We start from the raw sequence: 16,275 nt of genomic DNA on the forward strand, positions 1-16,275 counted from the left end.
TTTCAGGTTATGAGAGCTAATTTAATTCTCCCTGGTAGTTCTTAGGAAAACACGCTTAGTTCAAGCGTTGTTTCATGATCAGATTGGTAGGGGATCGCTAAATAAATCTTTAGTCTTTTACACAGATCTAGGAGATGCACCACTTCCTGATTCTAAATCTTTTTTTATACGGCTCAAGTCAATTGGAGAACGTGGAATCTTGATTGTTGATACTTGTCCTCCTGACCTTCATAGTCAACTAACTATGAGCAAGAAGTAGACAGAGGGAAGGCAGCATTGACAGAGTTATTCAATGGGGTGAGGAATTCAAAGACACCAATTATTGTTGAACGAATTGTTAACGATATAGATGATATCGTTAAGATTATCCGTTTTGATGTTTGGCGGGGAACAACTGCAGGAAAACAGGAAGTAAAAAAAGCTCTTCGGCGTGTAGTTTGGATCAAATACAAGATTAAAGACAAAGAAGTCTTTCATAAAGCCTATCAATACATTTAGCAGTACTATTAATTCGAGCAAATAAAGATTTACTCTATGTGGGGCAGCATGTTAAGGTTGCGGAGACGTGTACTGGAATTTCTGGTTGCTGTTACAACGATCAGTCCCGTCACGTCTTTCTACTTCTCATAGTCTTTGTTAAAGACAAAACAACAATTCATTATAGGGTCTATGAATTGGCCGGACAACATCTGATATATCAAATACATATCATTAAGGAGGAACGTCCCAAATGATCAACTTATCACATTATCAACACCTTTTTAATATTGAAAACACGACAGAACGATGCAAAAAAGTAAATGATACTATGGACCAGGTCTGGAGATCGGAACTGGATCAATTAGCTATGAGGTTAATTGGTGAGGATTATAGAATTGCTACATATGGACAGACGTTAATTACTACTTATCATGATTCCATAAACCCCAAATATGCAGAGCAAAAGAAAGATACAAGTATAGGTAAAAAGTATTTTGCTCAAATTGTTCGTAAAATAGGGGAGAAGGAAATTAGTCTTTTAACACTCGAGTTTAATGGCATTGAGCAACAAATGTATATATACACGGAACTAAGTTTTTATCAAGTTCATGAATTGTTCAAGACAGGTCGCCAACAGATATTGAATGAAATGGATTCTTCTCTAAAGGTGTTCACAAAAACGAGTACATTTAGGAGAAGTGAGGTTGAAAGATCTGTACTAGAGCATACCATTCTTGAAATGGTGAAACCAAGAACTAGACATGGGTTGATATTTGGAGTAGCAATTTCTTTGCAAGGTATGTATGAAACTTCTAATATAATCGATTTTTTAGGGGAAACCTGGCGGTTAACGGCCTCACTTAGGAATTATGCAATAGAGCATAAAGAGTCTAGTGCTAGAGTTGAACATATAATGAATTTACTAGGGTCGGTTGAAACACCATATACAGCTAACTTATTTGGGAATGTATATCAGATTCATTACGGGTCTGCGGTAAATGAAAAATCAGGTGAAAGAATTGAAGAATTTGTATTAAAGCGAGATGGGCAGACCATTGTTCAAGGTAATTTTAATTACAGAGAGTATGAGGTAAGGACCGGTTTATCCAGGCCTATGCTGGGTGTTAATGTAGAGGGTCATAATCACATTTATACAAATGTTGAAGTTTTGCTGGGGGATAATCGTAAGGAATGGTGGTTAACGAAATCATTCCGAACTACAAATCAGAACAACGAAGAATTGAAGCGAGAGGCCATGGATTTACTGATCCAGCATGGTATGGAAGTACATGATAACGAGTATCGAATTGGAACGTACAACAATACTCAGCGACGATTTGAAGAAGATCATGCGGAAATCAAAGGAAGACTAGCATTTGCAGCTCTATTATTTGCGCATGTAGCAGGTCGTGGGAAATTTAAATTTTTCGAAAAAGAAGCGTTAATTCATGAAGATAAATCTGATAAAGAAATACTTGAAAACTCCAAAGAAATGGATGAATTTAATAGTAACTTTGACTTTTCTGTAATATACGAGTCTATTCAGAACTGTTCTTTGACCTTTGATAAAGATTTGATTCGAGATCTGCACCTTAATATAACCGCTTTGGATGATAAGCATTTTGTTATTTTAAATGGGATATCGGGAACAGGGAAAACGCAACTTGCCAAGCTCTATGCGAACGCGGTATATGGCCTTTCTTATGAAGATGATAATCCATATTTGTCTATTATACCTGTCCGACCTGATTGGACAGATGCAAGCGCATTGTTCGGATATTACAGCTCCTTTGAAAAATGTTATATGATGACTGAATTTCTAAAGGTGCTATTGCATGCTAATGAAGAACGAATGAAGCCACATTTTATTGTACTTGATGAGATGAATCTCGCCAGGGTTGAATATTATTTAAGTGATTATTTGAGTGGGGTAGAGTCACACAAGGAGATTACATTACATAATAGGGATGATCTGGACGGCATTCCTTCCAAGATTGGCATCCCGCCCAATATATATCTCATTGGAACGATAAATGTAGATGAGACCACACATACCATTTCGGACAAAGTACTCGATCGTGCATTTGTTATGACGTTAAGTGATGTGGATTTAGAAACGTTTTGGAGTCGTGTGGATGATGGTGTCAAAGTTAGGTTACAGAACGAATTTCAATTTCTTATGATATTGCATCGTTGGTTGGCGCCATATAATTTACATTTTGGATACCGTACGATGAATGAAATGATTCAAAAAATGAGCCGCCATCTTGGGTTGGATATTGAGCATCAGATATCCCAAAAAGCGATGCTTGACCGTGTTATTTCCGAGAAGGTTCTGCCCAAGCTAAGAGGTGATGATCGGATAAGTGAGCTGCTCAAGGAATTAAGCAAAGCGTTTGCTACTTATCTAGGTGAAGAGTCAGTAAGCTACGGTCATATAGATCGAATGGAGAAGGAGCTTAAACGGTATGGTGCAACACAGTTCTGGAGGTAACCTCCTGCTCCGATTAAAGGGTGAGATGTGGGTTACATTAAAGGAGGCCTATCTGACCGAAGCATCGACCTACGAATGGAAGTTTGTTATGGAGGACATGAAGCAAGCCTTTTCGATCGGTTTTTGCGGATTGCCATACTTCCCAAATAGGATAAAAGAAGGGATAGCTTATGGTCAACTGACCACACCCTTTTATAGTGGTAAAGTCACTTTTGAGATCAATGGCGAAAAACACGATTCATATATTTATCCGGATTCCCGCAAATTGACGCAAGAGCAATACGATCTAATGTTAAGTGATATTTTGGAGGAAGCGTCGCTTTGCTTTGAGAATTCGAATATCAAGGCAGGCATTGAAGTCGATCAACTTTCACGTGAGCTATCTCTGGCACAATGGAGCTACATAGAAATGTCGTTCACATCGCTTGCGGTTATGATCCGACAAGTGATGGAACACCCTACCAGGGTGCTTCAAGCCCGTGAACAGTCAATGAGACGGGATCATGTTAAATCAGTGGATACTAAAACAATGGGCTGGCTTGAACGGAATAGGGAGCGCAGCTCCTCTGGAACCATACCGGAGATAGTGAGATCTACTGTCCGAGAGGATAGCTATAACACTTATGAAAATAAATTATTATTGCGTCAATTACTGGAGCTGAGACATCTGTTGAAGCGGTATGGGGAAGAGATGCAAGAAGAGGATGCAAGAAAGGCAGATTTTTATGCTGACCAAATAGGTTCTTGGTTGAGACATCCCCTTTTTAAGCAAGTTGTACCCTATAACGGTGTGGTTCAAATATCTCAAGTATTTCGCAAACATCCAGTCTACCGACAGTGTTACCAATGGTTTGATCGGTTATTCAGACACGGAAACGAACGAATTGGAATGAGTTACAATTATCCATTGCGGGAAACATTCGCGTTATATGAGATATGGTGCTATATGATGCTGGTAAAGACCTTTCGGGAGAAGGGTTTACTTAAGGACAGTAGCGGGCTATTTCGAACGACAAGGAAAGGGCTATTTCTTCACTTTGCCGAGCATAACGAGAGTTGTGTGCTTTTAAATAATGGTATGCGACTATCGTATCAACGGGTTTTTCAAAATAATTCACCACATTTCTATACCTTCACACAACGAATGATACCCGACATTGTTATACAGGCAGGCGACCAATTGTATATATTGGATCCCAAATATCGGATTGCTAGCAATTTAGGTACAGCTCTTGGTGAAATGCATAAGTATCGGGATGGTATCTTGCTTTGCCACAATGATGAGCGATCAGTTCAGACTGTTTTAATCCTTACGCCACTTAAGAATGATGAGCTTGACTATTTTACATCAGGTTATCATGACAGATATAAGATGGGAGCTATCGCACTTACACCTGGAGGGGATATGAGCTTACTTCACACTTGGGTAGACAAAATTGTAGTACTGGAAGCGGAAGATTCACCACATTGACCTGCGGTAAATACTGAGTGCAGTTCGCTTCCAAGATGCTGAACTTGATTCACGGCGTGATAAAGGGAGTTTTTAGCAAAGAAGATCTGAAAAGTCTGCGTAAATTATTCAATTACATTAAGTACCGCTCCAAAAGCCATTAACGGAATTACGTACATTCCTGTACAGGCTATTACGGGTTTGGGTGCATCTATGAAATTTACTTCAAGCAATAACACATTAAATATTGAAATCTAGACTACTTCGTGGAGGGCGCTTGCTCTCCATTTTCTTTGAATTAAGTTAGAAAGCGTGTACCACTTAGTGTATTGTTTCTTTAGAATTATCGGTTGTTCAAGCTCACTAATACATACATTGGAGTGAACGAATGTTAACTAAATAGTACCTGCTAAAACAATGGCTGGTTTGACCAGGTTAACCATCAACGGTATATATTTCTTTTCCGTCAGGAAACATAAATCTAGATAAAGCAATTATTCTTAAAACAAATAGAACAATTAGCAGTTAAAGGTAACTCTAAAGATACTAATTATATCTTATATATTGTTTCTGAAATAGAAGGCATCGTACCAGTGTGTGTTGGGCGAAGTAATAACCCTCTCAATCTCTGGAAAGTTCATTTAAAAGGCCTAGCTAGGGGACAAGGCTTGTATAAAGAGTGGCGTACTCTGCTACTTGATGATGCTGGTTTATTCAAATATAAAGTTGGCTTATTTATTGTCGCAGATTCCGTTTTATCTCATCCGCCAATTTGTGAGTTTATAACCGACGCTTATCCAAGTACTCTTTTAAATCATGAAGGGAATAGACGATGATTCCATTTAATGAATGGCTTAAATCGTATTGTCACAGCAGAACAATTGTTCAGCAATGAACTGATATTATCGGTGAGAAAATAAGGACATCAGCTGTCAGCCGCCCCTGATTGAACAAATGCTATTCCTGTAACTTTTTTTCAGTGTCCACACGACACAAGTGGAGTGTTCTGGTATGATAAATACAATATATTCTAAATTAAGGGAGAAAGAGGAGAACGAATGTCTATTACTTGTTACTTTCAAGGTTGTATAAAGAAGGGTGAAACTAGGGAACACATTCCACCTAAAGCATTTTTTCCAGAAGATCAACGAGAACAACTCTTAACTGTTAAATCATGTAGAGAACATAATAATGAAAAATCCACTGATGATGAGTATATTCTTGCGCATATCTGCTTAAATTCTTCTCCTGTTAATAACTCAAAAGAGGTATTCATTAGAAGTGTAATGCCTCAATTAGGCTACAATGAAGGTGCGTTTCGAAAGAAACTTATAGAAGGATCTATAAAACACAAAGATGGGACTGTAAGTTACAAGGTTGATGTTAGAAGGTTTGATGATTTTTTTAAAGCACTGTCATGTGGAATTATTTATAAATCTTGTGGAAAGAGTCTACCATCTGAATATTCAATTAACCACATATATCATAATTTGATAGATAACTACATGTCTAATGAAGAAAAAATGTTAACTGAGATGATATCTAGTTTTTATGAGGATATTGAAGAAGCTGATATTATGAAATTTGGACATCTCAAGACATTGAATTCTTCGATATATTCCGTTAAGATATATGGTCTTTCTGATTTTCAATCGTCTATTACAATTATCCATGAATTTTATGGCCAATTTCGCGTGACATCTATGCTCTCACGGATATTCCCATGATTATCGTGATAGTTCAGCGGTCTCTTCGAGAGACAAATTAGATAGGGCATAAACCATCATCCTATTGCGCTACTAAATAACATGAAGTAGGCGTAATTTATCACTTTAGACTTAATTCGTCTTGAAGTAAACAGTGAATTTTACCCTCTCATAATTTGATGCCACTATACACACCTCAGATATTGAGTCTTGCTCACTGTTGATTAAAGTGACTAATATTTGAGGTGTATTGACGGATAAGATTAAAGAGTGGGGAAGAGGGATAACTGAATGCAATCAAAAACTATTTGAGAAGCTATTATCTTACAAAATAACGGCTCAAAACCAAAATTAGCGGTTGACGAATTGGATAAGCGCAGAATGGTATATTTAAATGGAAAAACATCTGAAGATCCTGCAATGTGCTAAGTCCTACCGACCAAAGATCAAAAGGATATGAAGGATGCCACCCACTATAGCGTCGAAATAAAGTCTAAAAATCTAAACAACAATCTTCTCCATACATACCCAGGAAGTTCTTCTTGGAGCATACCTTATAGCCTACAAACAATACTGTCCCATCTGCAATTCGGAACAAGATGTGTAACGTGATAATCGGAACAAACTTGTTTTCTCTCCATAGTTACGCAACGTTGGGAAAGTAAAGAAGCTTTTTCTCTGTAGTATAACTGTTCATCAAACGTTGATATTGCCCGTTTAGGTTTACTCGCTGGCTAAAGTAAGGAGAAGAGGTCGACCATAATGAGGTGAGAAGCACCTTGAAAACGACGCGCAATTGGCAGGATGAGATGTTGAATTACCCGTTGCCTCTGAACCAACGCAACCGTAGAAGGGCGGTACAATCGTATTAAAGCTTGCCAATGTCGGCGCTACTTTACTCGTAATCTAAAGTGCTACAAATCCAGCATTCTAATCGAATGTAATCTTCTACGTTTGCCGAGCTGAAAAAGTTCAACCGCTTATTTCTAGATAGAGTCTACAAATATTAAAATATTTCATAATACTAATAAGGAATGATTAAGTTTATGGGTAATGATCTGGATTATATATCGGTAAAAGATTTAATGAGATTTTCTTTTATTGTTCCATCCTATCAAAGAGGCTACCGTTGGGGGAGTGACCAAGTGGCACAACTTATTGATGATATTTATGAAGAGCAAAATAAGAAGTATTATCTTCAGCCTCTTGTTATAAGTAATGTTGCGAGCACTGAGCTAAAATGGAATGTAATAGATGGCCAACAGCGACTAACAACAATATTTATTATAATAGGGGCTTTAAATTATTTGAATTCAAAAGATCCGGGCAACACCATTCATGATTTAAGCCTAACAATGCATTTAGAATATGAGAGCCGTAAAAGCAGTGCTATATTCTTGCGTTTTTTAACTGAGTATAAAAACTTCACTGATCTGCCAGTCGAGGCCTTGAACCAAGAGCGTTTATGGGAAACGTTTAAATGCTATACGATAGAAGGGAATGTAGAGAAAAATTTAGATTTCGATTATATGCTCGATGCATTTTGCACATCCGTCAATAAAGTAAAAAAATTATTGGGGGAAAATCGATTTAATAATCTGATTGATTTAAAGCAGCGACTGTTGAATGAGTGTGCTTTCATTTGGTACCCCATCAATTCAACAGAAAATGATAAGAGAAATTCGGAAATAACACAATTTTCAAAGATTAACATGGGAAAAATAGAACTGACAGATGCAGAACTTATAAAAGCAGAGATAATGAATCCTACCCGAATAAACAAAGAACTTGAAAGAAACAAGATCAAAGAAAAGCAATTTGCCATTTCGGAAGTATGGTATTCTATTGAAAATGAATTGCGGAAACCGGATTTTTGGGCTTTTGTGCCTCATGAAAACCAGTATAGTATTAATAATCATAGTAGAACCAGAATTGATGTTTTATTTGAATACCTATTATTGGAAAATGAATTAGAACTTAAGGGTGGATTAGATCGTTATATAGAAGAATTAAGTGTATCATTTGAATATTCGTTATTTACAAGAGTGCAGAGGCTTCTAAATAATGATACAACTTGGGGGAAAATCGTAGATATTTTTGAACAATTGAAAGAGTTGTACGAAAGCGACGGAAGAACTCAAATAGAAGATGATAAAAGTAAGAAAAAAGCCGAAAAGGGCACTAGTATATACAATTTACTTAGTTTTATTACCCTTTATCAACAAAAAAAAGGCGAGAAAAGTAACTTTTTATATCTGAAAAGTTATGAAACATTTTATGAATTATTACAAAAAGACCGGAATGAACGTATTCCTTACATAAAAAATAAAATTAGAGAACTCATGTATGCGGAAGAAAATATTGAAGAAAAGATAAAATCGATCAGATACGGCAAAGGTGACGAATTGCGTGAAGTATTGCTGTTATACAATTTGATAATTTTATCCAGATCTACAGGAATTGGTAATCGTTATAATTTTCTTGAGCATAATAATGTCAAGCGTGAGTGGACTAGAGAGCATATATTTCCTCAAAAAACTAAGATTCCTAAAGAAAACATAATAAAGGCTCGAAAGGATCTTTTAAGTATTTTTGTTGGTAATTTGGACGTAAATGGAAATGTTGTATTAAAGAACAACATGATCTTTAAGTATATCAACTTTTTATACGGGAAAGAGGAACATTCCCACTCGCCCTTTAAACATGATAACTCTCCCTCTAAACTTGTTAACTCTGGAATAATTAATTGGAAAAAGGATGAGGAAGCAATTAAATTATTTTTAGAACAAAAACATGTTGAGAATGGCTATGAAAAAGAATATGCCCAAAAATTAATACTGATTCAAAAATCCATAGATTTATTATCGAAAATCAGGGTTTTGGAAAGAAACAAAAAATTAATAAACAAAGAAAACCAGGAAGCCATAATTAACCATATAACAACCAATAATGATATATTTAGAAACATTAATGCGGAAAAGATTGTCTTGTTGTTTGAAAAAGAACGCGAGAATTGCATTAAAGTGTTAAAGGAATTACTACCAGATATACAATTTGCTGATTCTATCAAAGGGTATATTGATAAATATATGGATGGATCCTTGTTTATATTGAATTCTAAAGTTCAGGAGGATACTGATGGTCAAGAAGGAACTGATTTCAAAGGAATATTTACAAGGATGTACGAAACTATCATCGATAATATAGAAAGCATAACTAATATAAAAATATGTGCGCATTATCTTTCTTTGCTGAAGGAAATATTCACCAAAGTAAACCTGTCAATCGAAGCCGAAGTAAACCAATTTTTTAAAGATGAGTTTAATGATTTGATGTCTGATAATTCAATAGGAAATATGGCATTGTTAGATAATATAGTTAATGGAAGCGAAAGTGTCGGCAATAAACCTTTTAACGAAAAAAGACAAGAAATCTTTAAAAAAATGAAGTCGGGAGAATTTATTCCTTTGGCGACTATTTTAGCTTTTACAGATGTACATTCAAAAAAACGATCTACAGATGAATACTGGATGTATGAGAGTAGATATGCGTATGCAGATGATATTATCCAGACAATTAAAGATTTTCTAAACATTAAAAAAGTTGGGAAGGATAAAAGGAATGTTAATAGATAATAAAGATGTCTTAACCATCTCCAAACAAGAGTGTTCCTTATATAAGTTGATAGAGGAATATAATATATGTATACCTGCCATTCAACGTGATTATGTTCAGGGACTGGATGAAGTAAGTATTAAATACAAAAGAATAAGAATGATCCGAGATGTTAAAGAGAGCTTACAGACGAGAAAAAAATTAAGTCTTAATATTGTATATGGTTTGCATGAAGATGAAGGAGATAATTTCATATTTTATCCTATTGATGGTCAACAGAGGCTTACGTTCTTATATTTACTGCATTGGTATTTGGCACTAAACTCTGCAGAGGGAGAATTTGCGCGCTTTTGCGAGCTAAAGTCTTTTTCCTATGAGACAAGAAACTATGCAAATGAATTTTTCAGCTTTTTGAGAATTAAAGATAACAAAGAAATGTGGCTAAATATTTTCAAAAGCTGTGATCGCAATAAACTCACACTGTTAGAGCATATTAAATTGAAAGCGTGGTTTAAGTCGCAGTGGCTTACAGATACTACGGTTATTTCTATTATTAATGTGTTTAGCGATTTTATAGACAATCCTGAAACAAAAATTGATATTACTAAGGCTGAGGAATTTTATGATCAGTTAAAAACCAGTACTTTAATTTGCTTTGATTTTCTTTCTGAATTTGCTAAAGATGCAGAACATACTGCTTCTACCAATTACATTCGATTAAATGCTAGGGGAAAGCAGCTGGATGAATTTGAAAATATAAAAGCAATTTTGTCTTTGTTAGAGAACAAATTAGGAGAAGAAATTAAAGAAAATCAGAAATTTGTATATCAATATGATCAGAAGTTTATTGATATTTTCTATAAGGAATGCTCAGAAGAGAAAAAATTAGAGGAAAAAACCAAACAAATTAATGATAAAACCCTTAACCTGTTGATGAATACATATATCCTCTTGCGATCTATTAGGGGTGAAGACAAGGATGAACATATAACATTTGATGCTTATTATTCCATCATTTATTCTGAATTTCAAAAAGATGATATCTCAGAATTTTGGAGAGAATATTTTGAGTTTTTAAATATTTTGCTAACAACAATAGATGGTGATGGTGGAATTCAAAAACGCATGACATTATTCTGGGAACATATATATGAGCTTAAAACAAATGATTCTGATAACCTGGTATCTAATTTGCGATATATTTATTATTATTACAAATCACAACAACAATATGTCAACGAAAATAAGCTTGATCAATTAGATTATGTGCTACTTAACCTGAAATATGGAGATTGGAAACAGACCGGGTTTCAAACAATTGAATTACTGGCTCAGTACAGTGCAGAATATGCAGATGTATTTGAATTTTTCGCTCAAGAAAAACCAGATGAAATGATTGCAAAGTTGAATGTACATACGGATAATCGTGAGATTACTGATGTAGATGATATAAAAGTCAGAATTAAAGAGCAGTGTATAAAAGCAAGTATTATTAGAAGGTTAAATGAAGATTACAAGCTATTTGCATCGTTAGAAGTCAAATCGGGTAAACGGCAAATTCAATATTTATTAAGTATATCTGATATGTGGGTAAATGAAATTACGAAAGAGAAAATAGATTGTTTATTGAGATATATGGAGGTGGCAGAAAGATTTCTTTGCAGTGAGATAAATCAAGAAAAACTACTTTGGAAAAAGCTCTTCGCTGTAGCGAGTTACTGGGATGTAAACAATAATTACTTATTGACTTCTAGTATGATAAACCAACAAATAAGTGATGAGAATGAGACAGGAAAACAAAATGTTCATTATTGGAAAGATAATTATTATTTCATAAATGATGATATAGAACATAAAGATAATAAGTTAAGTGAAGAAAAATATAAAATCATAAAAATAGCATATGATAATTGGATAGCAAACGATCTATCAGACAAACTGCAAAGAAAAGTCTGGCTAAAGAATCAATTTTCTGATTCAGCTTATGAAGCTTGTTGGTTAAAGTATGCAATTGATAGAGATATTGAGGAACTATTTGATAACAATGTTTCGTATGACGATGCTCAGGGAACAGTTCATATTGACATCAAGCATAGTTACAATAAGAGATTTCATAACGGTGGTTGGGTATCTTGGAAGTGTAATTATTTCGCCACTGTTTATTTATTTGATCAAATAAATAATGGTAGCTTCAATGAGAATAATGTATATGATTCTTATGTTTGGGATTATTATGGGAAAAGTTTATATCAAAGGTCTAATATAGTGGATGGCGTTATATTTGATTCATATCCGAAAATCATAAATCAATTTGGTTTGCGGTTGTTATGGGAAGGACGTGCGGAAAAATATTTATCATATGAACAAGGTGGTTCTATATGGAATTTAAGAAGTTTCTTTGGTTATATGTATTATATTTCATTTCCATATGATTCTAATTCGACCATCTCGATAGCTGATGGAAAAGTTGTAATTACAGAGTTTTTAAGGGGGAATAGTTACAAGCAATACGAGTATGACCTTAACATTTCCACTGAAAAACAAACTATTAAAGAAAAAGAGAATGATTTCAATAGAATAGTTAAAGGTTATAAAAACATAGAGGATACCAGACAGGATAACTGGGATAAACGTAGCTACTCATACAATTCTGAGGATATATATAAGTATTGGTACAAAGATAAAGCTAGTTTCCAAATTGAGAAAGAAGATTTTGTTTCATTAGATGTTCTTCAATCTATTGAGTGCACTCATCTTCTCAAATAATCCATTGTAAGCCAACATTAATGGACTTAATCATGTCAACGCAGGGATTTTTTCATGGCTAAAAAGGTACAAACATTCCGGCGGTACTCCTTGGAATTGAAATTGGAGGCAGCCCGGCTAGTCAATGAAGAACATATGAGTATACGTGAAGTAGCGACACGTTTAGATATTCAAAATAAATCTCAGGTGCAAGTATGGGCAGCAAAAGTGAAACGGGGAATAAGTCTAGAACCTGCTACATCCAAACGGGGACGCCTAGAACCAAGTTTTCCAGTATGGAAGAAGAAATGGCTTACTTGCGGGCGGAGATTGAATATAATGAATGTCGAAGGACAAGAACATATACCCATTAAAGTCGCTATTTTAGAGGATTTTTATTTTATCCGTACAAGTTCTTGTCCTTAGCTCGCGATAAGAACTTGTACCTATTACTGGAATGGACAAGAACATTGTTCCATTTCGGATTAGATTGTTATCTAAATATTATCATGACAGAAATTATGTGGCGAGAGAAAAGCACAATTCGCTTTCTGAAGGCAAGAACTCAGTTCCATTTGCTGAAAATATTAGGAACATGCCATTAATGTCGATAAGTATATTTTATCTGTTTCATTAAGCTAACGGGAAGGTATCGCCATAACTTCTTCAGCAGTTGTTTTATGACCTGGTCGCCCTGATTTCGAAGCATAGTTAGCCTAATTGCTCTCGGATCAGAAATGTAAAAGTACTTGGTTCAAACACGGTTAGCCTTTGTTTGAATAGTTACCTTTGGGCCAGGTATCCAAAAACCAAAGCCGGGATCAAACTCCATTTACGTGTGGCCTTTCGTGACCCCGAAACCGTGTATACCGAGAGAAAGCCGTACTGACCTCAGCCAAGCCTGCCGACCGTACAGAGATGGATTCTTGTTCGATGAAAAACAAGTCACCTACCTTTTCGATCGTGGATATTTAATTTACGGGAAGTTCAATCAGTATGGCAGCTTGGACTGCATCTTTTTTGTCATCTTACTCAAGCATTACGCGCTCATCGAATTTCTGAGTGCATTTGACGTGCCAGAATATTTTATCATTACGCGAGACCATATGGTGAAAATTGGTCAAGGAAAGAAGCTGTCGCAAAAAGCATCAACCTGCTAAACGAAGAAGATGCTTTTTTTGCTCAAGAAATGGGGGATTGATTTGCCGTTAGGCCCCCGAGACGACCGAAATACCTAGTGCAGTGGAAGCCGAAACAATTTAGTTCTGGTCTTATCTTAGAAAATCTCACATCACGAGGCTTACGATCGTCAACTACCTGGTGTGTGGATCTCTGTCCAAGCATTATATTATCTGGAAGTGGCCAGCACTCTTGACCCCCTTGAGATTTAAATAAACTTCACATATGATACTTTTAGATGAATAGAGGAATGGATAGTGCAGAAAGATGATCTCACTAGTTTAGTTAATTCACTAATATTAAGAGACTTTAAGCTACCGATAAATTTGGAGGATCGTAATCCTCTTTTATTTGATATATTTAATGCTGCATTTGAGCAAAGGCGAGATAATAGGCAATTGTTACTACCAAATTTCGAAAAACGAATACTGTTGCAATATTATCTGATTATGGGGGAGAAGCTCCGAAGAGTAAGTATCTTACATATACCTTTACATTTGCAGACTATGATTATCTTGGTGGTATATACAAAGACGAAATCTTAAAGATCCGCAATACGTACGGACTAAATAAGCCGTATAAAGAAATATCATTCAAAGATCTACGTTATGGCCCAGTTCAAAGAGCACTAAAAGAATACCTACACATGATGAACTGGGGGGTAAATGGACTCGTATTTACTTTAGTTATTAGCAAAGAGATCATCTCCCTGTTTGGCGAAAATAATTTTAAATCTTTAAAAGAGATGTCTAAATTACTTGAACAGGAGAATTACGGAATATGGAAACCAAAAACTGCTGAGAAGCTTCAAAGAATTATTGGCACAATGGGCTATCTATCACACCTACTTATCCCAAATGGAAAGAAAATATTTTGGATGACTGATGAAGATAGTATAATGGCTAATGACAGAAAGTCTAAAGCTGCCGCAAGCATGTATAGCAATGTCATCCACTCATTCGTAGAAGAACGGAATTATACGACTGTCGGCTATGCTAGACCTTGGGAGAAAGGCACAGACCCACTATTTATAAATATTTTAAGTTTGTCTGATCTTGTCGCCGGTTCTCTTGAACATTACTTTACACATAAAAAAGAGCCAGACAAAGTAGGTTATAGCGAAGGAGCTAACGAAGTTCTAACATGGCTTGCAAATCACGGATTAATTCTAAAAAACAAACTTTAATGATTGATTTTAAGGATGGAAATTTCCGCTATGGTTTTGTTGATTTTAGTTTGCCAGAACCATTGGAAAATGTACAATATATCGATGTCATATTATAATAGAGAGCAAAGCCCACTTGTACGACTGAAGTGCACCCCTTAGAATAGACATTGGAAAAAACCTAGGTTTTAGCCGATGAAATTCTAGGGGGTGCATTTTTTATGGCGATTAAGGGACAACATTTTAAAACGTATTCGGAGAAGATGAAAAAAGAGGCCATTCGTCTGCACACAGTTGAGGGGTGGACTTACCGAAGGATTAATGGGGTGGTTGTTTTTGGATAAACAAGCTAAATTACACCTTATGGGTCGAATTGACGATAAATTGAGTGAATTACCTTGGTATGTTACTGAATTTATTGACAGTAAGAAGCGTAAGCTCTCTGCCTCAACACTTCTTAATTACTGCCACGATTATATAATCTTTTTTGATTGGCTGATTACAGAGAACTTTACCATAGTTCAAAAAAGAACAGAAATTGAATTATCCACGCTAGAAACATTAACGATACGTGAAACAGAAAGCTTTTTGTCTTTTTTGGAGTATCAACTTGGGAATAATAAGCTAACAATAAACCATAAGCTTTCTTCTCTTAAGTCCTTATTTGATTACTTACAGAATAAAGCCGAAACAATTGATTTAAAGCCTTATATACAACGAAATGTTATGGCTAAAATGGACTTAAATGCAGTAAAAGAAAGTCAGGAAACGATCGCGAATCGTATGGAAGGAAAAATACTGAGAGAAAATGATTTTGAAGCTTTCAGAGTGTTTGTAGCATACGATTTTGGCGAATTAAACAAAACAAACAAACGTATCATTCATTTCCATCAGTTTAATCGTGAACGAGATACAGCAATAATTTCATTAATCTTAGGATCAGGACTTAGATTATCAGAAGTTTCCGGAATCAATCTTGAGGATTTAGATCTGACGAAATCATCAGTAAGAGTAGTCCGAAAAGGGGGAAAAGAGCAATATGTTTACTTTAGCAGCCAAGCATCCCTAGATATTGAGAATTACCTGCAGATAAGGGAAACAAGATATACCCCAGAAAAAAATGAAAGATTTTTGTTTATTGCAGCACCTGTAGGACGCAAAGGTAAAAATAGACGTTTAACACAACGTTCTATAGAAAAACTTGTTGAGAAATATGCAACAGCCTTTGGAAAGCCGGCTTTGACGGTTCATTCTTTGAGGCATTCATTTGCCACACGTTATCATATTGAGAATAATGATGTCCCAAAATTAAAGAATCAACTAGGACATTCTTCAATACAAACTACAATGATTTATACTCACTTAACAGATGATCAAATGAGAAGCGCTGTAAATAACATGGATAAATAATCCGGAGGGAGTGACATAAAGTTGCCTACCA

General features: G+C 35.4%; 10 protein-coding genes. All 10 read left to right on the forward strand.

Annotation, left to right across the window (positions count from 1 at the left end; all coding sequences use genetic code 11):
• The first annotated feature begins 276 nt into the window (after positions 1 to 276).
• The 10 genes from MKY01_RS17185 to xerS all read left to right on the forward strand — a co-directional run bounded on the left by MKY01_RS17185 (position 277) and on the right by xerS (position 16,244).
• The gene (locus MKY01_RS17185; RefSeq protein WP_339282791.1) at positions 277 to 498 is read left to right on the forward strand and encodes a hypothetical protein; all 222 of its coding nucleotides are present in this window, start codon (positions 277 to 279) and stop codon (positions 496 to 498) included.
• Positions 499 to 730: 232 nt separating this feature from the next.
• Positions 731 to 2,974: a hypothetical protein gene (locus tag MKY01_RS17190; protein WP_339282793.1), complete on the forward strand. Its 2,244-nt coding sequence runs from the start codon at positions 731 to 733 to the stop codon at positions 2,972 to 2,974.
• Positions 2,949 to 4,445 (forward strand): DUF2357 domain-containing protein, encoded by a 1,497-nt coding sequence (locus MKY01_RS17195; RefSeq protein ID WP_339282795.1) that lies wholly within the window; start codon positions 2,949 to 2,951, stop codon positions 4,443 to 4,445. Before MKY01_RS17190 ends, MKY01_RS17195 begins: the two co-directional genes overlap by 26 nt.
• A gap of 1,037 nt (positions 4,446 to 5,482) precedes the next feature.
• On the forward strand, positions 5,483 to 6,151 hold the full coding sequence (locus MKY01_RS17200) for a hypothetical protein (protein ID WP_339282797.1): 669 nt from the start codon (positions 5,483 to 5,485) through the stop codon (positions 6,149 to 6,151).
• Positions 6,152 to 7,176: 1,025 nt separating this feature from the next.
• Positions 7,177 to 9,765: a DUF262 domain-containing protein gene (locus tag MKY01_RS17205; protein ID WP_339282799.1), complete on the forward strand. Its 2,589-nt coding sequence runs from the start codon at positions 7,177 to 7,179 to the stop codon at positions 9,763 to 9,765.
• On the forward strand, positions 9,752 to 12,511 hold the full coding sequence (locus MKY01_RS17210) for a DUF262 domain-containing protein (RefSeq protein ID WP_339282800.1): 2,760 nt from the start codon (positions 9,752 to 9,754) through the stop codon (positions 12,509 to 12,511). The genes MKY01_RS17205 and MKY01_RS17210 overlap by 14 nt, the downstream gene beginning before the upstream one ends.
• 54 nt (positions 12,512 to 12,565) lie before the next feature.
• Positions 12,566 to 12,916, forward strand: a complete 351-nt coding sequence (locus MKY01_RS17215) for a transposase (protein ID WP_339282802.1) — start codon at positions 12,566 to 12,568, stop codon at positions 12,914 to 12,916.
• A 1,399-nt stretch (positions 12,917 to 14,315) separates the two neighbouring features.
• Positions 14,316 to 14,855, forward strand: a complete 540-nt coding sequence (locus MKY01_RS17220; protein WP_339282804.1) for a hypothetical protein — start codon at positions 14,316 to 14,318, stop codon at positions 14,853 to 14,855.
• A gap of 200 nt (positions 14,856 to 15,055) precedes the next feature.
• Positions 15,056 to 15,178 (forward strand): hypothetical protein, encoded by a 123-nt coding sequence (locus MKY01_RS17225; RefSeq protein ID WP_339282806.1) that lies wholly within the window; start codon positions 15,056 to 15,058, stop codon positions 15,176 to 15,178.
• On the forward strand, positions 15,171 to 16,244 hold the full coding sequence (xerS, locus tag MKY01_RS17230) for a tyrosine recombinase XerS (RefSeq protein WP_339282808.1): 1,074 nt from the start codon (positions 15,171 to 15,173) through the stop codon (positions 16,242 to 16,244). The genes MKY01_RS17225 and xerS overlap by 8 nt, the downstream gene beginning before the upstream one ends.
• Positions 16,245 to 16,275 lie beyond the last annotated feature (31 nt).

It is taken from the genome of Paenibacillus sp. FSL R5-0486, assembly GCF_037975155.1.
GTDB classification, from domain to species: domain Bacteria; phylum Bacillota; class Bacilli; order Paenibacillales; family Paenibacillaceae; genus Paenibacillus; species Paenibacillus amylolyticus.

Excerpts from the sequence above, each read along its gene's own strand:
- MKY01_RS17190 (WP_339282793.1), top strand. The coding sequence starts at position 731 with ATGATCAACTTATCACATTATCAACACCTTTTTAATATTGAAAACACG.
- MKY01_RS17195 (WP_339282795.1), top strand. The coding sequence starts at position 2,949 with ATGGTGCAACACAGTTCTGGAGGTAACCTCCTGCTCCGATTAAAGGGT.
- MKY01_RS17200 (WP_339282797.1), top strand. The coding sequence starts at position 5,483 with ATGTCTATTACTTGTTACTTTCAAGGTTGTATAAAGAAGGGTGAAACT.
- MKY01_RS17205 (WP_339282799.1), top strand. The coding sequence starts at position 7,177 with ATGGGTAATGATCTGGATTATATATCGGTAAAAGATTTAATGAGATTT.
- MKY01_RS17210 (WP_339282800.1), top strand. The coding sequence starts at position 9,752 with ATGTTAATAGATAATAAAGATGTCTTAACCATCTCCAAACAAGAGTGT.
- MKY01_RS17215 (WP_339282802.1), top strand. The coding sequence starts at position 12,566 with ATGGCTAAAAAGGTACAAACATTCCGGCGGTACTCCTTGGAATTGAAA.
- MKY01_RS17220 (WP_339282804.1), top strand. The coding sequence starts at position 14,316 with ATGATGAACTGGGGGGTAAATGGACTCGTATTTACTTTAGTTATTAGC.
- MKY01_RS17225 (WP_339282806.1), top strand. The coding sequence starts at position 15,056 with ATGGCGATTAAGGGACAACATTTTAAAACGTATTCGGAGAAGATGAAA.